Origin of the sequence: Rhodoligotrophos appendicifer, assembly GCF_007474605.1 — a bacterium.
Lineage (GTDB): Bacteria > Pseudomonadota > Alphaproteobacteria > Rhizobiales > Im1 > Rhodoligotrophos > Rhodoligotrophos appendicifer.
Window position 1 is genome coordinate 55,313 of record NZ_VHKL01000008.1, and the last position, 23,732, is coordinate 79,044.

Consider the following 23,732-nt stretch of genomic DNA (forward strand, 5'->3'; position numbering starts at 1 on the left):
CTGCGCAAGGCATCGCGCTCCTTTCCGGTTGAATTGATGGACAACCTGAAATTTTATGAACTATCCTTAAACCGCAACTGCGGCTTTAGGTTTGCCCCCATTGAACAGCACCCGGCCAATCTATTTTTTAGGCGAGTGCGAGATCGACCTTGGCCGGCGTGAGCTCAGGATAGCTGGAGTTCCTGCGCCAATCGGTAGCCGCGCCTTTCAGATCCTCGAGGTCCTGAGTGGCGTGCGTGGAGAACTCGTCACCAAAGATGCATTGCTGGACGAAGTCTGGGGCGGGGCTACGGTCAGCGAAAACCTGCTTCAGGTTCACATTTCGGCCGTCAGGAAAGCGTTGGGTCTCTACCGTTCCTTGCTCAAAACGCAATCAGGGCGAGGTTACCGACTGCTCGGCGATTGGGTTATCGAGCTAGAGGCTGCTCAACAGCCATCATCTGCCCGAAACAAATCGCAACAGGAGCCAACCACCAAGGAAACATCCAATCTTCCGGTGCTCGTCACAGACCTGATCGGTAGAGCAGCCGCATTGTCACATGTTTGCGGCCTGCTTTCTGCGTACAGGATCGTCACGCTCAGCGGCGCGGGGGGAATAGGAAAGACAACCCTTGCATTGCATGTCGCCCGTGAGTTGCTCTCGGACTACCCTGGCGGCACCTGGCTTGTCGAGCTGGCCTCGTTATCGGATCCTAGCCTTGTTCCATCGACCATCGCATCTGCGCTCGGCCTCAAGCTGGGAGACGCGAATTCGGGGGAGGCAATCGCCAGATCGATTGGAACCACGAAACTTCTCCTTCTTATCGACAATTGTGAACATGTGATCGATGCAGTTGCATCCCTCGCCGAGGCGCTTGTTCGCCAATGTCCGAATCTTACGATCCTCACGACGAGCCGCGAAGTCCTGCGGATCAGCGGTGAGTACATCTATCGCGTGCCGCCGCTGGATGTACCGGACGTGGAACAGACGGAGGTGGACCAACTCCGCTCTCACAGCGCAGTTGCACTTTTCATTGCGAGAACGGAAGTTCTGGACCCGATTGTGTTACCCCAGAATGACGATCTGCCCGCAATTGCTTCAATCTGTCGGCATCTTGACGGCATGCCGCTGGCGATCGAGTTCGCTGCGGCTCGAGCCGCAACTCTCGGGGTCGAGGCCGTACAAGTCGAGCTCAGAAACCGGTTTGCCCTTCTGACGACAGGTCGTCGTACCGCGGTCCCGCGGCACAAGACACTGAGGGCCACGCTTGACTGGAGCTACGAATTACTTCCATCCGAAGAACGTCGGCTGCTCCGCTCCCTCTCCGTGATTTCCGGCACGTTTGGGCTTTCAGCCGCGCAGGCTCTGACTGGGGGCAGCCTGGGTGAGCGGTCGGTGACCGAGACCCTGGCCAATCTCGTCGACAAGTCGCTGATCATACCCGATCGGTTGGTTACAGGGCGCTGGAGGCTGCTTGAGACAACCCGCGCCTATGCGGCTGAAAAACTTCTGGAAAGTGGAGAAGCCGAGCAGGTAGCACGACGGCATGCCGAGTTTTTTCTCGAGGTTTTCTCAGCGTTCGGAGTGGAAAGCAGATTGCAGGCTGCCATCGACGGCTTGCCTCTCTACCGCCCGGAAATCGACAATCTCCGCGGCGCCTTGACCTGGGCGTTTGGCGAAACGGGCGACAGCGCCATTGGCATCCGACTTGCTGCCGCTTCTTGTGACTTCTGGATCGCGGAATCGCTCATCGCCGAATGTCGAGATTGGAGTGGCAGGGCATTGGCCCAGCTGGGCGACGCGCTGGGATCGCGAGATGAGATGGTGCTGCAGTGCGCCTATGGGCGAACATTATTGTATACCCAGGGGATGGTCGAAGGATCACTCCTTGCACTGACAAAGGGCCTTAGCCTTTCCGAGGAGCTCGACGAACCTGATTTTCAACAGCGCGCCAGCATGGATATCTGGCTGTTCAAATCGCGCTCCGCCCAACTTGTCGAAGCATTGGAGGCGGCTCGACGACTTGAGGAAATGACGCGTGACCGTGAGATACAGTTTCGCGCTGCTGCCGATTGGATCGTTGGCATATCTTTGACATATCTGGCCGCCCACCGCGAGGCCGCTGAGAGACTGCAGCGGGCGAGCGAGACTTATCCGGTCGAGCGGCGCGAGAAAGATCTCATCCGCCTAGGCTCTGATCTCCGGGCCTCCTCGGCCGGTCATCTCACGGTCAATCTTGTATCATTAGGAGAGCATGAAGGGGCGGCGCAGTCCGCAATGCGAGCCGTTGCCGAGGCGCGGGAGACACGGCATGCAACGGCGCTTTGCATTGCGCTCGTCTGGGCAGGGTTCACTTTCATAACCCTGGGAAAATTGGGCCCATCGGAGCAAATTGGTGAGGAGCTCGTTGAGCATGCTTACAAGCATGGCATGCAGCCATTTCATGCGGCTGGACTGTGCATAAGGGGAAGCGTGCTGGCGAAACGCGGCGAGCCCGCAGCGGCGATTGCACCGCTTCGAACGGGTCTCGCTGGAATGCAGGAAGCTTCCTATCTCTTGTTTTATCCATTCTTCCTGGTGGAACTTGCTCAAGCGCTCGCCGCAAACGACAGGCTTGACGAAGCACTTATCGAGATCGACAGGGCGTTGACCGTCGCAACAAACATCGATTATCGCTGGCTGATTCCTGAAATAAAAAGGAACAAAGCCGAAATCATCGGGAAAATTTTTTCCGAGAATACGCCCGAAGCCGAGAAGCTGCTGTCCGAAGCGCTTTCTCAATCCAAGTCTCAAGGAGGCGCCTATTGGGAGTATTGCGCATCCATTTCATACGCCGAGCTCTTGCTCAGTCATGGTAAGGTTGCCCCTGCGCGCACACTGCTAATGTCCCAGCATGATCGTTTCGGCAACGGCGTTGAAACACCCATGACACAGCGAGCCGAGGGGTTAATGTTAGTGCTGAACAAGCTTATGGAGCCGAAGAGCGGCCTCGACCGGCAGCACTGATCAACGAGCAGTTTGATCCCCACGAGAAAGTAATGCGCCTAAATTTTGGTGGTCATAAATTGGGCTGACTTGCGCAATTGCGTCTGCCATGCGCGTGAGATCCGGCAATGATCTCGCCTTCATCTTTCGCATAACCTTACCCCGGTGAGCCTTTACAGTGATTTCACTGATGCCCAAAACAAAGGCCACTTGTTTGTTCATTTTTCCTTTAACCACCTGATCCATAACCTGTCGTTCGCGCTCGCTGAGGGTCTCGTACAGCCGGGTCAGATGGCTGAAAAGCTGATGGGATTCACACCGCGCCCGGTCCTGTGTGAGGGCAGTCTCAATGGCCTCAAGGAGGTCGTGGTCTCGATAGGGCTGGCAGAGGAAATCGATCGCACCGCTTTTCATCGCCTCCACGGAGGTGGCGACGTCAGCGGACTCGGCGACGAAAATGAGAGGGATGGGCGTTTCTGCCGCGTTGAATTGCTTCAGGAATTGTAACCCGAAGCGGCCGTGAGGCAGGGCAATAACGAGACAGGTCGGCGTTTCCGGCCGCTTCAAAACCAGTTGATAGGGAAACTGAGCCGATACATCGAGGACTGTGCCCGATCGGTGCAGCTCCCTCCCAAGGGAGGCCCAGCGATCCTCATCGTTGTCGACAACCAAAACTCGAGCTTTTGAAGCCGTTTCTTTGCAGGTCGTGCGAGGTCTTGCAGAGACATGATGTGAGTGAATGACGAGTGGCATGCAACCCTCCTGCTTATTAATATTGGCGGTTTTCAGATCCTGTTCTTAGGCGGCGTGACAGTAGTGTGAACAGGATAGGCTTGGCTGGCTGAATAATCTTTGGGGAAGGTCTGAAATTTACTGAAGTGCACCTTAAGGTCACCTCAGAGATGCTGATGACGCAGCTGGCTTCCGAAAACCGCCACCGGCGAGCCGTAGTCCGCTCCCCGTCAAGTGAATGGTTGACCTGCGTTGCGACGATAAGGGTTTGCTCGCAACCAGCTGGCCTCATCAAAATTCAAGACTGCGACTATCAGGCGGCGATGTTGGGCTTTGGTCGTTCATTCTCACCGATACCAAAGTGTCGTCGATACCAAGGTGCCAATGATTTCCTGCGTTGCCAGTGGCTGACTATCAGCGATTTCAACCACAGGCTCTCGAGGGAGACAGAAATGAATATTCATATGGTGAGGACGGACATACGTGTCGCCATCGTCTTTCACAGCGGATATGGCCACACCGCCCGCCAGGCCGAGGCTGTACGGCGCGGAGTAGAGAAAGTCCCGGGCGCCTCGGTCCTCTATCTGACTTCGGAGGAGGCTCAGAGCCGATGGGATGATCTGGCCGTTGCCGATGCCATCATTTTTGGCGCACCGACATACATGGGCAGCGCGTCCGCACCCTTCAAAGCATTCATGGACGCAACATCGAGTGTTTTCGCTTCCGGTGCCTGGCGCAACAAGATTGCCGCCGGTTTCACCAATTCAGCTTCGCGATCCGGCGACAAGCTCTCGACTTTGATGCAGTTCGTCATCCTGGCTGCACAACTCGGGATGCATTGGGTCAACCTTGGCCTTCTTCCCGGCAATAATTTATCGACAGGTTCCGAAGCGGAGCTCAACAGGCTGGGCTTCTTTCTCGGAGCGGGTGCCCAGTCGAATGCCGACGAGGGGCCGGAGATCGTCCCGCCAGAATCAGATCTGCTAACCGCAGAGCATCTCGGTGAGCGCGTGGCGATGGTCACTCAGCATATGGTGCGCGGCCGCGTGACAGCGTGAGCCTGTCGCCACAAGTGTGTCTTGTGGCGACGCTGGCAAACCAGTCATTGGCAGGTGTATGGCAGGCGCTCGCCGGGGCGCCTGCCGCTTTGCCTTGTATGAAGAACATGAAATGACGACGAGACGGCTCCGCCACTCCATTCTTGGTCGTTGGGGTGGGCTTTGGCTTCTCATCGGAGCCGCACAGGATCTGGTTCGACAGTCTTAGATGCGTGGACCTCAGCGGGTGGCAGTCTCTCCAACAGGTCCCGCGTTGTTAATATTGCGTGTGCGAATGTCGGGCCATTCAGCTCATGGGCCGCATGCATCATTTCTCGTGAGAAAGCCGCGGTTGCGTCTCGGACCAGAGTGACGTGGAAGCCGAGTTCCATCGCATAACGACCCGTTGACTCGATGCAGGTATTGGCGAGCAGGCCGACGACCAACACATGGGTTATTCCGTGCTGCCTGAGTTGCTGATCGAGATCCGTGTTGGCAAAGCCACTTTGAGCCCAGTGCTCCTTGACAACAATATCACCGGGCCGGGGAGCGAAGTCTGGATGCCAGTCGCCGCCCCATTCGCCTCGAGCGAATGAATGCCGTTTCATGATCGCGCGCTGGGTTGGATTGGGGAAACACCAGCACTCATAGTCACCCGGCTCCCACCGGCGATGCGGTACGATGAACACCCTGAGGCCGGCATCGCGGACGGCCTTATCGATGCGTCTCAGATTGTCGATAAGGCCGACTTCCTCGGCGATCTCCTTCACTCGGGGCCATATCTTACCGCCCTCCGACAGGAAATCGTTATAGGGATCGACGAAGAGAAGAGCGGTCGACCGCTTCTCATACGCTGGCTGCGTCATGTCGTGTCTCCAAATTTCGCGATGCCTTATTTTCTGAGGGCCGCGCGTTCGATGCTGGCTGCGAAGAGCGGGGTTTCGCCCTTGTTGTGAGCGATCGACATCGGTGCCCGTTGCGCGCGGAAGACGTCGAACGGTATGCCCTGACGGTCGAGGAAGGAGCGGAACTCGTCCGTTGCCGTCGAGACGACATGGTTGGTGAACTCGCAGCGCTGTCCGTCGATCGCCCTGACGCTCAGCTCCCACTTGATGTGGAGGGTCGTGCGCCCCGTGGGGGTGAAGATGTCGGAGGCCGATTCAAGTATCAGGTGATCCTTCTTTGCGAGGGTCTCGACATAGTGCTGGACCATCAGGCTGCCGCCGATCACCTCGACATTGATCGACATGCGCCGGCCGTCGGGCGCCGTGGTGAAACCCGCGGCGATGTGAGCCGGCGAACAGGCCTGATAATCCTTCTCCGGCAGCGAGAAACACCATTCGGGGATGTCGATCCTGTCGATGGGGGCGTTGATGACGGCGCTGAAGCTAGAGTCGATGATTTCCATATCGTTCATGGCTGATTCCTTGAGGAGAGGGGCCGGTTCATGGCTCCGGGACGCAGGCGCGTCGGCCAGAACCGATTCCAGAAAGCAGTGCACAAGCTCGGCAACCTCATCCGCGGCCGTATCGAGAGCGAAGTGGCCAGCATCGAGAATGTGAACCTCGGCATTCGGCACGTCACAGCGATAAGAGTCCGGCTCCGAGATGTCGAAGGAGGGGTCGTATTTCCCCCAGAGCACCAAAAGCTGCGGCTGGTTGCGGCGCATCCACTCCTGCCAGGACGGATAGGCCGTGACGTTCGAGCGATAGTCGTAGAACAGCTCGGTCTGGATATCCGCCTGCCCTGGCCGGCTGAGGAAGGCAAACTCGTCGGTCCACAGATCGGGGTCGTAGCGTTCGAGGCGCGGATCGCTGCCAAGGTGACGCCGACGGGTGGCCTCCAGCGACAGCAGGTTGCGGCGCACCTCGTCCTCGTGAGCCGCGCGGTCGGCCCAGAAGGCGCGGCGGGGACCCCAGAGATCGCTGAGGCCCGTATCATGAGCCACCGCGTTCTGGATGATCAGCGCGTCAACCCTCTCAGGATGGGCCGTTGCCATCCGAAAGCCGACCGGGCCGCCATAGTCCTGCATAAAGAGGCTGTAGCGAGACAGATCCAGCGCATCGGTAAACGCGGTCATGATCTCGGCCAGGTGATCGAAGGTGTAGGCGAATTCGGATGGGGGCGGCGACGCGCTGTGTCCGAAGCCGGGATAGTCCGGCGCGATGAGCCGGTAACGATCCGCCAGTCTCAGCAGAAGCGGTTCATACATGCGCGACGACGAAGGCAGCCCGTGCAGCAGGAGGAGCGTCGGGCCATCATGAGGGCCAGCCTCACGGTAGAAGATCGGAAGCTTGTTGATGTCGATCGTGTTGTAGGTCGTTGAGAGCGTCATTTCGATCAACCACGGCTCAAATCGATGACGGGGAACGCCGAAATCGGCGAGTGATAGTCGTTGCAACCGAGCCAGCGACGGCGACCGGAATCTTTCCGCTCGCACACTGATGAGCTGATCATTCACTGTCCTCCTCAGGTCGCGTGATCGCCGTCAGACTGTCACCGATGCAAACTGCGAAAGGTGCTGCCTTCGCGTCCTCCGGTGGTGTGGACCTTGGCGGTGTAGAGCAGCTTGTTCTGCGGATTCATGACACTATCCTTGGTGACGACTGGGAAGGGGCGGAGGCTGTGCCGGTGCGCGGTCACCTAAGACCGCAGCGGCCGGAATGCCGTGCGCAGCTCGGCGGTGAATGCGGCCGGCTGTTCCCAGGCGGCGAAATGCCCGCCCTTGGCCAGGCGGTTGAAGTGAATGAGCCTGGGGAACGCTTTTTCCGCCCAGCTCTTGGGCGCGGCGTAGATCTCGTCGGGAAATACGCTGACGGCGACCGGAATGGTAATGTTCTTGGGCGCAAAGAAAGCGAGCCTGTTTTCCCAATAAAGGCGGGCCGAGGAAACCGCCGTGCCCGTCAGCCAGTAGAGTGTGATGTTGTCGAGAATATCGTCGCGCGTCAGACCTTCCGTCGCGCCGTCGAAAATACGTGCAATGAGTTCGTAGCTGCGCGCGTCGTGATCAAGCATCCAGGCTGCGAGGCCGATCGGCGAATCCTCGAGCGCGTAGAGCGTTTGCGGACGGTTCGCCATTTCCTGGGCGTAGCCGAGGCCATGCTTGTAGAAGAAACCGAGTTGCGCATAGGCGTTCGCTTCCTCGGGCGACAGGGTTTCTGGTGCCGGGCTGCCGGCCGCAAGGGCCGCAGCGATGTCTTCGGGGACCGTTGCAGGCATATTGGTGTGGATGGCGATCAGTTCGGGCGGCGCCTGGACGGCCATCTGTTCGGACACGGCGTCGCCCCAGTCGCCACCCTGGGCAACGAAGCGTGTGTATCCCAGACGCTTCATCAGCGTTGTCCAGGCACGGGCGATCCGTTGCGGATCCCATCCGGTGGTGGTCGGCTTGGCAGAGAAGCCGTGACCCGGAAGCGAGGGGATCACGACATCGAACGCGTCCTCCGGCGTACCGCCATGGGCGAGGGGATCAGTCAGCGGGCCGATGATTTTCAACTGCTCGATGACGGAGCCGGGCCAGCCATGGGTGATGATCAGCGGAAGGGCATTCGGAAGTTTTGACCGGACATGGATGAAGTGGATATCCAGCCCATCGATTTCGGTGACGAACATCGGCAGGCTGTTCAGCCGCGCTTCGATTTTTCGCCAGTCATGCTCGGTTTCCCAGTACTTGGCCAGCTTCTGCATTGTCGCGAACTGCACGCCCTGAGTGGCATCGGCGACCAGTTCCGGCGTCGGCCACCGGGTGGCGGCGATCCGGCGACGGAGATCGGCGAGTGCCTCCTCGGGAACGTGCAGCTGGAATGGCCTGACGTCGCTGGTTTCGGCTGAGAGCGGCAGTGGCATCATGGTGACGGCTCCGGCGACGGCGGCTGCGACCAGGACGTCGCGCCGAGTGAGAGGGGGCGGTTTTTGGGACATGGCGGTTCTCCTCTGCAGCCGCCTCAGCGGGCTGAATGAGCAGGCTTCGACTGTCATCTTCGGGCCATGCTGTCCCGGTGGCGATTACACGTTGGTATCGCCGATATCTTGGTATCGGTGGCGTGAAGCTGCGCCACCGAGATCGGCTGGACATGTTCGATCCGACTTGAGGGACAGAAGTCTTTCCGGGAGCGGCGATTTTTCTTCAGGAACGCAAGGAAACCTTCTGGGTGCTGTCCAGAAGCGATACAGGGGACCGGAAGCTCACTCTTCCAGCTGACCCAACTTCACTGGGCACAGTGGCCAGCAGTCGATACCAATGTATCGTCGATACGTTAGGGCTATAGAGGCTGGAGCTCCTGTCTGCCACCTAAGTCGTGCATCACCACCTGAGCACGGAGGCAGAAATGTCCGGAAATTTCATTCACCTCGAACGCCGGTCCGCCGCGTATTGGCGTGTCATCTTCGACTGCCCACCCCTCAATATCTTCGGCCCCGAGAGCATTCCGCCGCTGAGGGAGATGGTCGAAGCGCTGGAGACGGATCAAGAGGTGAAAGTGGTGGTCTTCGACAGTGCCATCGACGGCTTCTTCATCACGCATTACAATTTTCTGGCGGATCCGGAGGATACCTTAGGACTGCCACCGGGACCGACAGGGCTGCAGCAGTTACCGGATCTTCTGGTGCGCATCAGCCGGGCGCCGGTGGTCTCGATCACGAAGATCCGTGGACGAGCAACCGGTGTCGGCAGCGAACTCGCCCTTGCCAGCGACATGCGCTTTGCAAGTCGCGAAAAGGCGGTCTTGTCACAGTGGGAGGTCGGAGCTGGCCTGGTGCCGGGAGGTGGCCCTATGGCCAGGCTGCCGCGCCTTATGGGTCGTGGTCGTGCGCTCGAGGTTCTGCTCGGGGCAGATGACGTCGATGGCGAACTCGCTGAGCGCTACGGCTATGTCAATCGGTCGTTCCCCGATGCGGAGCTCGATGCCTTTGTCGATGCCCTGGCGACCCGCATCGCGACCTTCGACCGGCAGGCATTGGTGGAGACGAAGACGTTGGTGAATGTGGCCAGCTTGCCGGCGGATTCCGACATCGCACCGGAATGGGATGCTTTTCTCAGCTCGCTCAAGCGCCCGGCGGCGCAGGATCGCATTAGAAAACTGATGGACCTCGGATTTCACAAACCCGGGGACGTCGAGACACAGCTCGGTCATTTCGTCGGCCAGATCGGTCTGTGAGGGCGGCAAGATGGACAAGAAAGTCGCCGTCATCACAGGCGCATCCCGCGGAATCGGCGCTGCCTTGGTCGGCGCCTATCGCACGCTCGGATACGGAGTCGTCGCGACGGCCCGCTCAATCGCGCCCTCAGGCGATCCCGATATTCTCACGGTCGCTGGAGACATTGCTGAGCGCGGCACAGCGGAGCATGTGATTTCAGAAGGAATGGCGCATTTCGGACGCATCGACACCTTGATCAACAATGCCGGGATCTTCATTGCGAAACCCTTCACACAGTATACCGAGGCAGATTACGTCGCTATTCTTGCGGTCAACACCACCGGTTTCTTCAACATCACGCAGTTCGCCATCGCAGAGATGGAGAAGCGGGGAGCGGGGCATGTGGTCCAGATCACGACGACGCTTGCAGAGCGAGCGAGTTCAAGCGTCCAGGCCACCCTGGCGGCGCTCACAAAGGGGGGTCTCAATGCGGCCACTCGATCACTGGCCATCGAATATGCCAGGCGAGGCATCCGCGTGAATGCCGTATCACCCGGCATCATCCGAACATCCATGCATCCGCCGGAAACACATGCCTCACTCGACCAGCTGCACCCGATCGGCCATATGGGGGAAATCGACGATGTCGTCAAAGCCGTACTCTACCTCGAATCCGCACCATTCGTGACGGGCGAAATCCTCCACGTCGATGGTGGCCAAAGTGCTGGCCAGTGATACAGGTGCGCAGAAATGGGTCACTATGAGATAACTGATCACTTTCATGACGTGGTGATTGTTGGCGCAGGCGGGGCGGGGTTGCGTGCCGCCGTGGGAATGGCCGCCTCAGGTTTGAAAACGGCCTGCGTCACCAAGCTTTTCCCCACCCGCAGCCATACCGTGGCGGCTCAAGGGGGTATGGCCGCATCTCTCGGTAATATGGAGGATGGCGATCACTGGCTATTCCACATGTACGATACCGTTAAAGGGTCCGACTGGCTCGGCGATCAGGATGCCATAGAATATATGTGCCGCGAGGCCGGCCCTGCTGTGCTCGAACTTGAGCATTTCGGAGTGCCTTTCTCTCGAACGGAAGACGGGCGGATTTACCAGCGTCCGTTCGGTGGGCAAACCCTTGATTACGGAAAGACGATGGCTCAGAGAACCTGTGCGGCTGCGGATCGCACCGGGCACGCCATTCTTCATGCTCTTTATCAACGGTGTCTCGAACTCCGTACCGAGTTCTTCGTAGAATATGTAGCGCTGGACCTGCTCATGGACGATGCAGGCGGTTGCCTCGGCCTGATCGCCTTAAGCCTCGAAGCAGGAACCCTCCACCGCTTTCATGCCCATAAAACCATTCTCGCAACGGGCGGATATGGTCGCGTTTACTTCTCCTGCACAGCCGCCCATAGCTGCACTGGCGACGGCAACGCCATGGCGCTACGCGCTGGCTTGCCTCTGGAAGACATGGAATTCACGCAGTTCCATCCCACCGGCATATATGGCTCCGGCTGCCTGGTCACGGAGGGCGCGCGAGGCGAGGGTGGATACTTGACCAATGCCGAGGGTGAAAGGTTCATGGAGCGCTACGCGCCCAGTGCCAGGGATCTGGCTGGGCGCGATGTCGTTTGTCGTGCCATGACGATCGAAATAAACGAAGGTCGAGGATGCGGGCCGAAGAAGGATCACATCCTCCTTCACCTTGAGCACCTTGGGGCAGGCCTGCTCCATAGCCGCTTGCCAGGGATTAGCGAGACCGCGAAGGTCTTTGCCGGGGTGGATGTGACCCGGGACCCCATCCCGGTGCTGCCCACCGTCCACTACAATATGGGCGGTGTGCCGACCAACCTTCACGGTGAGGTGGTAACCAGGAGCGATGGCGACGACAAGGCCGTCGTCTCGGGTCTCATGGCCATTGGTGAAACCGCTTGTGTCTCTGTTCACGGCGCAAACCGCCTCGGCTCCAACTCTCTTCTCGACATCATAGTGTTTGGCCGAGCGGCGGCACTCAGGGCAGCGACAAGCGTCACTGCCGGCGAGAAGCACGCGCCCATTCCGCCGGAGGCCACCGAGCGGGCTCTCACGCGCTTTGACCGCATCCGCTGGGCATCTGGTCAGAGCGATGTTGGAAGCATGCGCCTGGACATGCAACTCATAATGCAGCGACACTGCGCAGTCTTTCGGGATGGACCGCTGTTGGAGGAGGGTGCAAGCAAACTCGGCGAAGTTGCCGCTCGACTTCGGGATGACCTTCGCCTCACGGACCGTTCGATGATCTTCAACAGCGAATTCGTTGAGGCGCTCGAACTCGACAATATGATCAGCCAGGCGATCGTTAGCCTTCGCTCGGCCATCGAACGCACCGAGAGTCGGGGCTCTCACGCGCGCGAAGATTTCCCAAAGCGTGATGATCGGAATTGGTTAAAGCATACCTATTGCTGGCTTGACGCGCATAATCGCTGCCGCATCGGATACCGCCCCGTACATCTTACGCCACTGTCCAACGATGTCGCGTCGATCCCGCCGGCTGCGCGTTTGTATTGATGCCCCGAGTAAGCTGAGTTGCCTATGGCGCCGTCACGAAAGGCGCATCTCCCTCCGGCTCTGGTCGCGGCCATGGCGAACATCCAGAGCAATCGGATGCCGGAGGCGAAGGTGTTCAAATATTCCTCACGGGACACAGCAAAGCCTCAGTGGCGCAAGGGGGAGAGAACTGTGGCACGTCGACGATGAATTTAAACTCAAAATTAACGATGTGACCTGATCATGGGATTGCTCAAGGAGCGAAGAGATGGCTCAAGGCCCGCTTTACTGGCGTATATCTCTCGAAGGAGCCTACCCAAGCGGTCTGGCTGAGTCTCATCACGAACCAAAACTCCTCGAAGAACAAAATCGGTGGTGCGCCCGACCGGGTTTGGGACTGACCAGACCCGGAGAAAGCGTGCTCACGCTGGTGGAGGACGATTCCCATGAACGCCTGGTCCGACGAAACCAAATATGATCGCATAGCACGGCATGTTGAGATGATCAGAGACTCAGACCGCTGGCCGCTGTCCGTGCTGCGCGTGAAGAGTCAACCCTGGGCAATAGAGCACAGTCATTTGCGGTTCGGCCGCATTACACCGGCACAACCCACAACCGTTGCACTCGAAAGCGGAGGCGTGGAAACCTTCCGCAGCGTCGAACAGCTGGTCGAGCGCTGGGCTGTCGACTAGAGCAGAAGTCCTGACTTCCGCGTGCACGTCAAGTTCAGACAAATCGGCAAAGGGCCGAGCATGCTTGCGCATGCCCGACCCTCCCCAAGCGCCCCCGGTCGCGCGGTCGTCAAAAACCGATTCGGAAGCCTGCCCGCAGAGAATGATCCTTAAAGTCCGCGCCGGTGACCATGATATCGCGGAAGCGATAGCCGATATCGAGGTCAAGATTGTCCAAGACAGCGAAGCTGAAGCCCGCATGAAGCGCTAAGGCGAACCCATCATCTTCTGCAGATCCCGCGTCGAGCCACCCCCAGCCAACACCCAGTCCCACATACGGGGTTACTTCTTCGATGATCGGAACCCCGACATAGGCGTTGCCTAAGACGGTCCAGACATTCATGTCGTCCGGAAGACCGATGTCATAGGATCCAGAGTAGTCGCCGGTCAGATCCGCCCTGAAAATCTCCGTGAAATTGTAGCCGACGCCGACCCCCACCGTGAGATTGTCGTCATTTTCAAGGAACTTCGTGTCCATAAAGGACCAGCCGATGTCACCGCGAAGATAAAATCCCGGGTCATAAACCGGCAGCGGCGGAGCCACCGGCGGCTCGATGGGAACAAGATCGGCCGCCGAGGCCGTAGCGATGGCGGCATATAGGACTGCCGCGGCCCCGAGAAACCGTAAGTACTTCATGTTTGCCTCTCCTCCGGTCAGGCGGTAGCCCGTCATTTCCGTGTCGATGGCACAACCCTAACACACTTAAAAATTGCTTAAATAGTGAAACATATCCTTTAGGTTGAAAGGAGAGCTCTGTGACTGGGATGCTACAAGCCTGGAGCAAAGAAAAAGGCGGCATCCGTGATGCCGCCTCTCATTAGACCCGGTCTTTTTCTGTCAGAAGCCGACCCGCAAGCCCGCCCTGACGGAGTGATCATAGAAATTCGGCCCATCAATAAAGCCATCGCGGAAGCGATAGCCTACGTCCAGGGTCATATTCTCACTGACCTTGAAGCCGACACCCGCCATGGCGGCGACGGTGAATCCGTCCTCGCTATAGCCATGCGTGCCATCATACCAGCCATAGCCGGCGCCCGCTCCGAGATAGGGCACCACGGTATCGCTGATGGGAATATCGACATAGGCGTTGCCGAGCAGCGTCCAAGCATCCAGCTTGTTTCCGCCGACATTGTAGTTTCCGGAATAGTCCGCCGTCACATCGCCACGGAAATTGTTGCTGAACCGATAGCCCACACCAGCGCCTCCGGTGAAGGCATTGTCGTTCTTCCGACCGATGTCCGAATCGAGAAAGGACCAACCGATGTCGCCACGGAGATACCAGCCGGTCTCATCCACATAGACCGTCTCGGGAACCACTTGCGGCGGAATATAAGGCTGGGCCAGATCTGCGGCCAGGACATGACCGGAGGTGCCAGCCAGAGCGGCCAGTCCGAGCATGGCTGCTGTCAGATTGTACTTCACGATTTCCCTCCTTGCGTACGCACGCACTCTACTCACAGGATCGGGAACGTCCCATTTGAGGCAACGTTCCATCTCCCATTCGTTAGACTGCTCAAATGAGGCTAAAATCCGAAGCAATCTGTCCTACGATGTCGCAGCTCGGCTTTGTTGCCCGCACGGTTAACCGGGCCTTAATCAGCTGACCTCCCCGAAGCCGGCCCGTGCTCAAAAGGTGTAGCGGAGCCCGGCGCGAAGGGAATGATCATTGAAGTCCCACGGCCCCTCCACCAGGATCTGGCGATACCGGTAGCCCAGATCAAAGCCGAACTGCTCAGTGACACTGATCCCAACACCAGCCATGGCCGCCCAGGTGAAGCCGCCGTCGGTCTTCATCTGAGCCTCCAGGGGATGGGGGCCTTTGAAGTTCTGGGTTTCGTGGGAAAAGACAGAATAGCCGGCCCCCATGCCGAGGTAAGGGCTCAGCACGGCGGTGACCGGAACCTCGACATAGGCATTGCCCATGACCGTAATTGGTTGAAAGCTGTAGCGGTTGTAGTGACCCGTCGACAGTTTCGGCAGATGTTTCCTCTGCATGTTGTAGCCACCGCCATATTCGGCTGTGGCGTCCATTCGGAAGTTACGGTTGACACGATAGCCGACACCGCCTCCGAAGATGAAATTGTCGATGTCCGATTCGAGGTTCGGCTTGATCGCCACGTGGGCCCATGACCCACCGAAATCACCGCGGACGTAAAAGCCACTCTGCACCGGCTCCGATTCTGTGTCCGTCCAAGCGGGCTCCAAAGAGCTTGAGACGGAGCGCGGAGGCAGATCGGCGGCGGCGGCACCCGTGACGGCTGACGCAGCGGCAAGGCATGCCGCAAAAAGAGAATTGTGAACTGACAAAATATGGCTCCCGGATCTGCGCCTTTCCGGAAGGAAAGAACGCAAGGCTAATCCGGGATGCTAAGAGCGGAAACGTGATCGGCTCACGACGTCAATGCGCCGGCCTCCAGACCGATTGAGGCCGCATCGAGACGATCGTTCCGGAGCAGCACAATCCCGACGCGCTCGTTGTCAGGACTGTGCTGCAATTCCTGCTTTGATCAGTTGAAGCTATAGCGCAGACCGATGCGCGCTTCGTGGGAGACCACATTGTCCACGTGGAATGGGTCGGGTCCGCCGGACTTTGCATCGCCCAGGTCCAAATAGCGATAGCCGACATCCAAGGCGATGTTTTCGGTGACGTCGAAGACCAGGCCCGCCTGGACGTTCCAAGCAAACTGAGTGTTCGACCCTGAGCTCGAAAGTGGCGGCCTCTTCACGTCAGAGATGTCGTGGAAGGCCACACCGACACCACCGCCAATGTAAGGCGTCACGAAATCCGTGAACATATCGAAGTCGACATAGCCATTGGCAAAGATGGTGGCCGTCGAAAGCTCCGCATCGAGACTGTTGTACTTGTCCTTCAAGCCGGTGCCGAAGTGATAGCCGCCGGTTATATCGGCACGGAACATGGAGGTGAATTGGCAGCCAACGCCACCCTCGATGAAGCCTCCATCCTTCAGCTTCTCTCCATAAGCCTTGCTCTTGCCGTACTTGCCGTGATTTTTGTAGACATTCGGGCGTTCGTGAAAGCTGCCTCCGCCATCGATCCGGAGATAGAGGCAGCTGGCATCAACAACGGGTTCCGGAACCGGTGCGGGGAGCAAGTCGGCGGCCCAAGAAAGACCGGCGCTCGAGACCAACACCACGCCTGCACCCAAAACGGCCCCTGTCACCTTACCTAACATACGCTGTCCCCTCGCTCGCCAGACCCTGATTCGGTTGCATGAGCCCAGCGCGCCAAGGTCCCGCCGTGGCGCGTAAGCCAACTCGATGCATCGCCAATTGAGCGCCCCCGCTCGATTGATCACTTGTATAAGTTTTATTAACCATAAAGATTAATAATGCCTTAACCATGTGCCGGTGGTTTTGAGGGTGCGACGGGTGGGATGCCGCCACGAAAAAGGGCCCGGTCGAGTGCCCGGGCCCTGCTCAGACTGTCGGTGATTGACTGGATTCAGGCAGCTGCGGCAGTCGCAGCCGTCTGCTTCACGACACTGGTAATCTCATCGACCACGGCGCGCACGATCGTCTCGTCGTCACCCTCCGCCATAACCCGAATGACGGGTTCCGTCCCCGAGGCGCGAATGACGACGCGGCCGCTGGACCCCAGCCGCTCCGTGCCCGCATCGATCGCGGCCTTTACAACGGAGGCTTCCAGCGGATTGCCATTGGAGTAACGCACGCTCTTCAGGAGTTGCGGCACCTTCTGGAAGCGAGCGCAGACCTCACTCACGGGACGGCCGCTCGCCACGACCACGCCGAGCACTTGAAGGGCCGCGATCAGTCCATCGCCCGTCGTGGTGAAATCATTGAGCACGATGTGTCCCGATTGCTCGCCACCAATGTTAAAGCCGTCGCGGCGCATGCACTCCACCACATAGCGGTCGCCGACCTTCGTGCGAATGAGATCGAGGCCGATCCCGTTCAGATAGCGCTCGAGGCCAAGATTCGACATGACGGTCGCCACTACGCCGGAGCCGCGCAACCTGCCGGCGCTGGACCAGCTCTCGGCGATCAGCGCCAAGACCTGGTCGCCATCGATGATCTGGCCCTTCTCATCGACGAGGATCACCCGGTCGGCATCGCCATCCAATGCGATTCCGACATCCGCCCGCAGCTCCCTTACCCGTTCGCAAAGCCGCTCGGGTGCTGTCGAGCCACATTTGTCGTTGACGTTCAAGCCGTCCGGCTCAACCCCGAGGGGAAACACTTCAGCACCCAGCTCCCAGAGGGCAGCGGGCGCGACCTTGTAGGCTGCACCATTGGCGCAGTCGACAACGACCCGGATCCCCTCGAGGCGGAGATCCTTAGGGAAGGTGCGCTTGGCGAATTCGATGTAGCGCGCCTGAGCATCCTCGATGCGCTTGGCACGGCCCACCTTGTCGGATGCCGCCTTCTCCCCCACCCCCTCTTCGATCATGCGCTCGATTTCGAGTTCCTGCTCATCCGAGAGCTTGTAGCCATCGGGTCCGAACAACTTGATGCCGTTGTCGGCGAAGGGGTTGTGGGAGGCGGAGATCATAACGCCGAGATCGGCGCGCAGCGAACGGGTGAGCATGGCGACGGCCGGGGTGGGCAACGGACCGAACTGGAAGACGTTCATCCCCACAGAGAGGAAGCCTGCGACCAGCGCCGATTCGATCATGTAGCCGGACAGCCGAGTGTCCTTGCCGATTACGACCCGGTGGCTGTTCTCGTCGCGGGTAAAGAGACGACCTGCCGCCATGCCGACTTTCAGCGCCGTCTCTGCATCCATCGGCCATGCGTTGGCTTGACCTCTTATCCCGTCCGTCCCGAAATATTTGCGCATTCTGCCCCCCGTGCCTGATCCTGTTCTATCGCGGGTCATTCAGTCTAAACCAAACCGCGAGCGCCTGCACCGTTTCGCGCACGTCGTGAACCCGAACCATCTGGATCCCTTGCTGCATCCCCGCCATGGCCGCGGAGACGGAGCCCGATATACGGTGTCGCGCCTCCTTCTCCCCGGTGATGGTTCCGATGAAGCCTTTGCGCGACGCGCCGAGAAGCAAGGGGACGCCCAAGCCGTGAAAAAGGCTCAGGCCAGCCATCAGCTGCATATTGTGCAGGTGCGTCTTGCCAAAACCTATACCGGGATCAGCAATAATGGTGCCACGGTTAATGCCGGCCTCTTCGGCCCGCGCGATATGTCCGGCCAGGCTGTCATAGACATCGAGGAGGACGTGCTCGTAAGTGGGATCGACCTGCATGGTCTCCGGCGGCCCCTGACTGTGCATGAGGATCACCGGAACCTGGAGGCGCGCGACCGCATCGGGAGAAGCTGCATCATAAGTGAGGGCGGAGACGTCGTTCACGATGGCTGCACCGGCGCTCACAGCCTCGATCATCATGGAGGATTTCCGCGTATCAATCGAGATCGGCACGCCCGTGTCGCGCAGAGCTTCGATCACGGGGATCACCCGCTGCCGCTCCTCATCGAGATCCGTGCCCTGCGAAAAGGGCCGGGTCGATTCTCCTCCGATGTCGAGGATGTCGGCGCCGGCCGCGGCGAGAGCCCTGCCCTGCCGAATCGCCTCGGCACTGTCGGCAAACTCGCCCCCATCGGAGAAACTGTCGGGCGTCACGTTGACGATGCCCATGACAAGCGGCCGCGAAAAATCCAGACCTGCCACAGGCGCGCGCGGGGCCATAAGGGCCTGCAACCGCTCTTTCAAAATCGCGTCCGACGTTGATGTCAGCCCGCCAATCTCGATGACCTTGTTCTTGGCTTCGTCGCGCGCCAAGATTTGGGCCAGACTAAAGGCTGCTGGTCCCCCCGCGAGGGGCACCGCCACTCCGCTCGCGATGGCGGCCCGAGCTTCGGCGCCGTGCAGAATGCCCATGGGCCTCAGATAGACTTCGGCCAATTGCGCCTCCCGAAATATGGAAAGCCGGAGAACAAGTCTCCGGCTTCACCTCGTCCGATGTGCAGCGCCTCCAGCCTGCGGCTGAGGCTTCATATCGCCGGTGGGCGCGTCTCCACGACGGCCGGAGCCGGCGGAGGGGACGGCGGATTTCGGAGGCAAGGGATCCTCCTTGATGGTGGTGTCTCTTACCGGCGGCCTGCCATTGAGCAGATTTTTGATCTCATCTCCGGACAAGGTCTCGTATTCGAGCAAGCCATTCGCCACGATATGCAGCTGATCGATGTTCTTTTCGAGAATGTCCTTCGCCAGCTTGTGGCCTTCATCCACCAGCTTGAAGATCTCCGCATCGACGATCCGCTGGGTCTCCTCAGACAGGTTCTGCGTGCGGGCAACGGAATGGCCGAGGAACACCTCTTCCTCGTTGTCGCCATAGGCCAAAGGTCCGAGCTTCTCGCTCATTCCATACTGAGTGACCATGGCACGGGCCATCTGGGTTGCCATCTTGATGTCGGAGGATGCGCCGGACGTGACCTTCTCGTGGCCGAAGATCAGCTCCTCCGCCGCGCGACCGCCCATGGCGACGCCCAGATCGGCCTTGAACTTCGCACGCGTCACCGACAGGTGATCCCGCTCGGGAAGACGCATGACCATGCCCAAGGCGCGGCCACGGGGAATGATGGTCGCCTTGTGGACGGGGTCGGAGGCCGGCAGGTTCATGGCCACGAGCGCGTGACCGCCCTCGTGATAAGCCGTCAGCTTCTTCTCCTCGTCGCTCATCATCATCGAGCGGCGCTCGGCACCCATGAGCACCTTGTCCTTGGCGTCCTCGAATTCGAGCTGAGTGACCAGCCGCTTGCCGCGACGCGCGGCCATGAGGGCTGCCTCATTCACCAGATTGGCAAGATCGGCTCCCGAGAAGCCGGGGGTTCCGCGGGCCAGCGTCTTGGCATCCACGTCGGGAGCCAAAGGCACGTTGCGCATATGAACCTTGATGATCTTCTCACGGCCGACAATGTCAGGACGCGGCACAACGATCTGGCGGTCGAAGCGACCGGGACGCAGCAAAGCGGGATCCAGCACGTCAGGCCGGTTGGTGGCGGCGACCAGGATCACGCCCTCATTGGCCTCGAAACCATCCATCTCGACCAGGAGCTGGTTCAGGGTCTGCTCGCGCTCATCATTGCCACCGCCGAGGCCTGCACCACGATGCCGGCCGACGGCATCGATTTCGTCGATGAAGATGATGCAGGGGGCATTCTTCTTCGCCTGCTCGAACATGTCCCGCACGCGGCTCGCGCCAACGCCCACGAACATTTCGACGAAGTCGGAGCCGGAGATGGTGAAGAAGGGAACATTCGCTTCGCCTGCAATCGCGCGGGCCAGCAACGTCTTACCCGTCCCCGGAGGGCCCACCAGCAGCGCACCCTTGGGGATCCGGCCCCCGAGCCGCTGGAACTTGTGCGGGTCCTTCAGGAACTCGACGATCTCCTCGAGATCCTCCTTCGCCTCGTCAACGCCCGCGACATCGTCAAAGGTGATGCGGCCATGGCGTTCGGTCAGCAGCTTCGCCTTGGATTTCCCGAAACCCATGGCCTTGCCGCCGCCAGACTGCATCTGGCGCATGAAGAACACCCAGACCGCGATCATCAGCAGGATCGGGAACCAGGAAATGAACACGTTCAAAAGGAAACTGTCGTCCGCAGGGGCTTTGACGCTGATGCCGACATTGCGCTCGCGCAATTCCTTGATCAGGTTCGGATCATTGGGAGCCTGAGTGGAAAAACTGCGACCGTCCGTATAGGTCCCGGTGAGCGTTTCGCCAGCGATCTGGACGTCGCGAACCTTGCCCGCTTCCACGTCGTTGAGCAGCTGCGAATAGGTGACATCGTTGCTGGAAGCCCGCTGGCCAGGGCTCTGGAAGAGCTGGAACAGAGCGAACAGCAGGAGGGCAATGATGACCCAAACAGCAAAGTTTCGAAAATTGTTCACGGATACCCTCGTAAGGTCGGTCCGACTCCACAGGCATGCGCGCTCGCGCGCCTATCGGCCCGGCTCGTCATAACATAGGAACAGGGGCTGACTTTGCCAAGCGCAACAATTCTGGCCCGTCACGACTTCGTCCAAGCCTTTTACAAAACCTCACCGGTGAGCCGGCTCACGCACCGGGCGGTTTGTAAAAGTTCAGTTCTGAGAAGGGTCAGGGTAAGTGAAAAATCCGTGCTTTCCCAGGACAAATAGGGGACCGCGGCGATTTTGCCCCGACACCAGACCGCCGGCAGGGTGCGCGCGATTTCGGCCGGGAAAGGGATTGTTCGTCCCAATGCGCGACGAAGATCCACCCAGCCTGCCGGTCCCACAGGACCAATCATAGCCTCCGGGACATGTTGCCCTTCCACCCGGAAGCGCCCGTCCCAGACGCGGTCATGGACGATGGGCACCAAGGCTTGATCCATGCGCGCCCATTCGCGCGCCACGAAAAGATGCCCGCGCCGGGTCATGAGGCGGCAGCCGGCAAGGGTGGTTGCGATCTCCACGCCGCCACGGAGCTGATCCGCCACCGCCATCACCGCATCATGGCGCGGCGGATGATCCAGCCCTCCCACGACACGGAGGGCCTTTTCGAGGACTCTCCGGATGATTTCGCGTGGCGCAACGGCCAGTTTTTCGGGCTCGATCACGACAAAGCCACCGGCGTGCAGACTACAGGAGGCCGCGATGATGCCGGCAGCCACTTCCTCCAAAGCGGCGGACGCCTCGGCCATGCGTCGCGCGGTTCTGGCAATCGCCGCCGTCGTCACTCCGGCGGACTCGATACAAGGCAAAAGCCGGCGCATGCGCACGCGCTCATATTTCGGGTCATCATTGCTGGGATCCAAAGCTGCCACCAGCTTGGTTCCTTGCAGGACTCGGCCGAGCCCCGCCCGGGAGACATCAAGAAGGGGGCGCAAGATGACGACGGCGCCGCGGTTCGTGGATGCTGCCATGCCGGCAAGACCATCGACGCCGCTGCCATGGGCGAGGCGCATGAGGATCGTTTCGGCCTGATCGTCGCGGGTGTGCGCCACCAGCAGATGGCTGGCGCCGTTTTGCCCACACCAGTCCAGCATCAGCTGATAGCGCGCCGCTCTGGCGGCCTCCTGCACTCCGCCCCCAGCCCGGCGTCCTTCCCATCGTAGAGTGACATGCGCAAGCCCCCGCCCCTCCACTTGCCTCTTGACGGACGAGGCTTCGGCAGCCGATTCGGGCCTCAGCCCGTGGTCCACGGTCAGGACCGTCAGCCGGGGTGCTGTGTCATCCCTGTGAGAACGCCAGGCATCGACCAGCGCCAGCATGGCGAGGCTGTCGGGACCTCCGGACACTGCGAGGGCAATATGCGATGTGCCCGCCAGCTCAGCGAAGCGACGCTCCACCCCTCCAAGGAGGTCGGCCGCCTCAGGCGCAGCCAGCCTTCTTGCTTTCTTGAGTGGCGCGGCGGATCGCATCCTTGGAGCTCGGGAAGGCGCGGCTGACTTGATCGAAGGCCGCACAGGCCTGCTCCTTCTGGCCAAGCTTGTTCAAGGTCATGGCGAGCTTGAGCAGGCTATCCGGGGCCTTGCGGCCCTTCTTGTAGCTTTGATACCCCTTCAGAAACTCACCCGCAGCCTGCTTAAAATCACCCTGCGCATAATACGTCTCGCCCAACCAATACTGAGCATTCCCCGCCAGGGGATTCTTACCATACTGGGTCAGGAACGTCCTGAAGCCCTGCTCGGCCGCAGCATAATCCTTGCCTGCATAGCTGGCATAGGCGGTTTCATAGAGCTGGTCCGGTCCCCCACCGGACGTCGTGAGCGCGGCAACCGCCGTGCCTCCAGCCGATCCGCCCGTTCCCTGCTGCGCCGGTGCGGCGGCAATCGGCGGGGCCAGACCGTTGTCGTTGAGTTCCGAACTTTCCACCGTTTCAGGCACGAGGCTAGCCGACGCGCCGTCCTGACCATTATAGGCCGGTGCCGCCGACCCGTAATTCCCCTGAACCGTGCCGTAGCTCTTCTGCAGGCCAGTGGTCAGCGAAACGGGCCCACCGCCAGCGGTTCCCGATGCTCCCGCCTCAGTGGCGTCGGCCGGTATCGTGCCCAGCACCTGGGGTCCCGATGCGCCTCTCGCGGCACCATTCGACCCGGGTGCAGCGTAAGCGCGGCTAGGATCGAGGCTGGGGTCCTGAACCACCGAGGATGCAAGCTGCTCGAGGCCTCCCTCGGCGCCATAGGACGGGACCGCCTGGGACAATGACTGCCCGGCGGCACCGCCGCCCTGAATCGAGGCCACACGAGAATTGCCCGTTTCACTGCGACTGCCGGAGCGACCCTTGCCCTGCTCCAGTTGCTGGAGCCGGTAGTTGGAGTCGTCCTGGAGACGACGCATCTGCTCTTCCAATGTCTGAAGACGGTAGCCGGTCTCCTGCATCTGGCCGACAAGCTGACGCATCTGCTCCTGCAGCTGGTTCATCTGCATGCCAAGCTGAGCAGCCGTGCTGGGATCGTAGGATTGAGCCTGGGCCGCAGCGCCCGGCAGCAGCCACGCCGCTGCGATCACCGCCGCGAAAATTGGCCCGCGGACGCCTAGATGCCGAGCTGTCACACTGTTCTCCTGACGATGTCCGTATCGCCGCAGACTACCCTGCGGCGCGTGGATCCACAACCATCGGAGCCTTAGTGTCTTTCAAGGACAAAATAA

Annotated in this window: 19 protein-coding genes and 1 pseudogene; 6 read left to right on the plus strand and 14 right to left on the minus strand. The window is 59.9% G+C overall.

The annotated features are described in order from the left end of the window. The first annotated feature begins 100 nt into the window (after positions 1-100). The gene (locus FKM97_RS17780) at positions 101-2,986 is read left to right on the plus strand and encodes an ATP-binding protein (RefSeq protein ID WP_144293784.1); all 2,886 of its coding nucleotides are present in this window, start codon (positions 101-103) and stop codon (positions 2,984-2,986) included. On the opposite strand, the gene FKM97_RS17785 is transcribed toward FKM97_RS17780, so the two are convergent. Then, complete coding sequence (locus FKM97_RS17785; protein ID WP_144293785.1) at positions 2,987-3,718, minus strand: response regulator transcription factor; 732 nt, start codon at positions 3,716-3,718, stop codon at positions 2,987-2,989. It abuts the gene before it with no gap. A 431-nt stretch (positions 3,719-4,149) separates the two neighbouring features. On the opposite strand from FKM97_RS17785, the gene FKM97_RS17790 reads away from it, so the two are divergent. Further along, positions 4,150-4,755 (plus strand): flavodoxin family protein, encoded by a 606-nt coding sequence (locus tag FKM97_RS17790; protein WP_246105144.1) that lies wholly within the window; start codon positions 4,150-4,152, stop codon positions 4,753-4,755. A gap of 170 nt (positions 4,756-4,925) precedes the next feature. On the opposite strand, the gene FKM97_RS17795 is transcribed toward FKM97_RS17790, so the two are convergent. The 4 genes and pseudogenes from FKM97_RS17795 to FKM97_RS17815 all read right to left on the minus strand — a co-directional run bounded on the left by FKM97_RS17795 (position 4,926) and on the right by FKM97_RS17815 (position 8,655). Then, positions 4,926-5,600, minus strand: a complete 675-nt coding sequence (locus FKM97_RS17795; RefSeq protein WP_144293786.1) for a cysteine hydrolase family protein — start codon at positions 5,598-5,600, stop codon at positions 4,926-4,928. A gap of 26 nt (positions 5,601-5,626) precedes the next feature. Next, on the minus strand, positions 5,627-6,151 hold the full coding sequence (locus FKM97_RS17800) for a hypothetical protein (RefSeq protein WP_144294015.1): 525 nt from the start codon (positions 6,149-6,151) through the stop codon (positions 5,627-5,629). Between the two features lie 99 nt (positions 6,152-6,250). Further along, a pseudogene (locus FKM97_RS17805) lies at positions 6,251-7,069 on the minus strand (alpha/beta fold hydrolase); the annotation flags it as partial. A gap of 308 nt (positions 7,070-7,377) precedes the next feature. Then, the gene (locus tag FKM97_RS17815; RefSeq protein ID WP_170240978.1) at positions 7,378-8,655 is read right to left on the minus strand and encodes an epoxide hydrolase family protein; all 1,278 of its coding nucleotides are present in this window, start codon (positions 8,653-8,655) and stop codon (positions 7,378-7,380) included. 407 nt (positions 8,656-9,062) lie between these two features. On the opposite strand from FKM97_RS17815, the gene FKM97_RS17820 reads away from it, so the two are divergent. The 4 genes from FKM97_RS17820 (at position 9,063) to FKM97_RS17840 (ending at position 13,085) form a co-directional block, all read left to right on the plus strand. After that, positions 9,063-9,890: an enoyl-CoA hydratase/isomerase family protein gene (locus FKM97_RS17820; RefSeq protein ID WP_144293788.1), complete on the plus strand. Its 828-nt coding sequence runs from the start codon at positions 9,063-9,065 to the stop codon at positions 9,888-9,890. Positions 9,891-9,900: 10 nt separating this feature from the next. Then, complete coding sequence (locus FKM97_RS17825) at positions 9,901-10,605, plus strand: SDR family NAD(P)-dependent oxidoreductase (RefSeq protein ID WP_144293789.1); 705 nt, start codon at positions 9,901-9,903, stop codon at positions 10,603-10,605. 15 nt (positions 10,606-10,620) lie between these two features. Then, on the plus strand, positions 10,621-12,414 hold the full coding sequence (sdhA, locus tag FKM97_RS17830) for a succinate dehydrogenase flavoprotein subunit (RefSeq protein ID WP_144293790.1): 1,794 nt from the start codon (positions 10,621-10,623) through the stop codon (positions 12,412-12,414). Between the two features lie 425 nt (positions 12,415-12,839). Further along, a complete protein-coding gene (locus FKM97_RS17840; protein WP_144293791.1) occupies positions 12,840-13,085 on the plus strand; it encodes a hypothetical protein in 246 nt (81 codons plus the stop codon). A gap of 109 nt (positions 13,086-13,194) precedes the next feature. Here the strand turns inward: FKM97_RS17840 and FKM97_RS17845 are convergent, their stop codons facing one another. The 9 genes from FKM97_RS17845 to ybgF all read right to left on the minus strand — a co-directional run bounded on the left by FKM97_RS17845 (position 13,195) and on the right by ybgF (position 23,636). Continuing rightward, complete coding sequence (locus tag FKM97_RS17845) at positions 13,195-13,761, minus strand: outer membrane protein (RefSeq protein ID WP_170240979.1); 567 nt, start codon at positions 13,759-13,761, stop codon at positions 13,195-13,197. A 201-nt stretch (positions 13,762-13,962) separates the two neighbouring features. After that, on the minus strand, positions 13,963-14,547 hold the full coding sequence (locus tag FKM97_RS17850) for an outer membrane protein (protein ID WP_170240980.1): 585 nt from the start codon (positions 14,545-14,547) through the stop codon (positions 13,963-13,965). Between the two features lie 204 nt (positions 14,548-14,751). Then, positions 14,752-15,432 carry an outer membrane protein gene (locus FKM97_RS17855; RefSeq protein WP_170240981.1) on the minus strand — a complete coding sequence of 227 codons (681 nt, stop codon included), beginning with the start codon at positions 15,430-15,432 and terminating at the stop codon, positions 14,752-14,754. Positions 15,433-15,632: 200 nt separating this feature from the next. After that, positions 15,633-16,319, minus strand: a complete 687-nt coding sequence (locus tag FKM97_RS17860) for an outer membrane protein (RefSeq protein ID WP_144293795.1) — start codon at positions 16,317-16,319, stop codon at positions 15,633-15,635. A 269-nt stretch (positions 16,320-16,588) separates the two neighbouring features. Next, positions 16,589-17,944 carry a phosphoglucosamine mutase gene (gene glmM / locus FKM97_RS17865; protein WP_144293796.1) on the minus strand — a complete coding sequence of 452 codons (1,356 nt, stop codon included), beginning with the start codon at positions 17,942-17,944 and terminating at the stop codon, positions 16,589-16,591. A 25-nt stretch (positions 17,945-17,969) separates the two neighbouring features. Next, positions 17,970-19,019: a dihydropteroate synthase gene (gene folP, locus FKM97_RS17870; protein WP_205015161.1), complete on the minus strand. Its 1,050-nt coding sequence runs from the start codon at positions 19,017-19,019 to the stop codon at positions 17,970-17,972. A 45-nt stretch (positions 19,020-19,064) separates the two neighbouring features. Continuing rightward, complete coding sequence (ftsH, locus tag FKM97_RS17875) at positions 19,065-21,008, minus strand: ATP-dependent zinc metalloprotease FtsH (protein WP_144293797.1); 1,944 nt, start codon at positions 21,006-21,008, stop codon at positions 19,065-19,067. A gap of 140 nt (positions 21,009-21,148) precedes the next feature. Further along, positions 21,149-22,501, minus strand: a complete 1,353-nt coding sequence (gene tilS, locus FKM97_RS17880) for a tRNA lysidine(34) synthetase TilS (protein WP_144293798.1) — start codon at positions 22,499-22,501, stop codon at positions 21,149-21,151. Then, entirely contained in the window at positions 22,452-23,636 is a 1,185-nt protein-coding gene (gene ybgF, locus FKM97_RS17885; protein WP_144293799.1) for a tol-pal system protein YbgF, read from the minus strand. The genes tilS and ybgF overlap by 50 nt, the downstream gene beginning before the upstream one ends. Between the last annotated feature and the right edge of the window lie 96 nt (positions 23,637-23,732).

Bases quoted from the DNA above. Each gene is read 5' to 3' on its own strand.
- FKM97_RS17820 (WP_144293788.1), top strand. From the start codon at position 9,063: ATGTCCGGAAATTTCATTCACCTCGAACGCCGGTCCGCCGCGTATTGG.
- FKM97_RS17800 (WP_144294015.1), bottom strand. From the start codon at position 6,151: ATGAACGATATGGAAATCATCGACTCTAGCTTCAGCGCCGTCATCAAC.
- FKM97_RS17860 (WP_144293795.1), bottom strand. From the start codon at position 16,319: ATGTTAGGTAAGGTGACAGGGGCCGTTTTGGGTGCAGGCGTGGTGTTG.
- FKM97_RS17795 (WP_144293786.1), bottom strand. From the start codon at position 5,600: ATGACGCAGCCAGCGTATGAGAAGCGGTCGACCGCTCTTCTCTTCGTC.
- FKM97_RS17840 (WP_144293791.1), top strand. From the start codon at position 12,840: ATGAACGCCTGGTCCGACGAAACCAAATATGATCGCATAGCACGGCAT.
- FKM97_RS17785 (WP_144293785.1), bottom strand. From the start codon at position 3,718: ATGCCACTCGTCATTCACTCACATCATGTCTCTGCAAGACCTCGCACG.
- FKM97_RS17825 (WP_144293789.1), top strand. From the start codon at position 9,901: ATGGACAAGAAAGTCGCCGTCATCACAGGCGCATCCCGCGGAATCGGC.
- FKM97_RS17790 (WP_246105144.1), top strand. From the start codon at position 4,150: ATGAATATTCATATGGTGAGGACGGACATACGTGTCGCCATCGTCTTT.
- FKM97_RS17845 (WP_170240979.1), bottom strand. From the start codon at position 13,761: ATGAAGTACTTACGGTTTCTCGGGGCCGCGGCAGTCCTATATGCCGCC.
- tilS (WP_144293798.1), bottom strand. From the start codon at position 22,501: ATGCGATCCGCCGCGCCACTCAAGAAAGCAAGAAGGCTGGCTGCGCCT.
- FKM97_RS17815 (WP_170240978.1), bottom strand. From the start codon at position 8,655: ATGTCCCAAAAACCGCCCCCTCTCACTCGGCGCGACGTCCTGGTCGCA.
- sdhA (WP_144293790.1), top strand. From the start codon at position 10,621: ATGGGTCACTATGAGATAACTGATCACTTTCATGACGTGGTGATTGTT.
- glmM (WP_144293796.1), bottom strand. From the start codon at position 17,944: ATGCGCAAATATTTCGGGACGGACGGGATAAGAGGTCAAGCCAACGCA.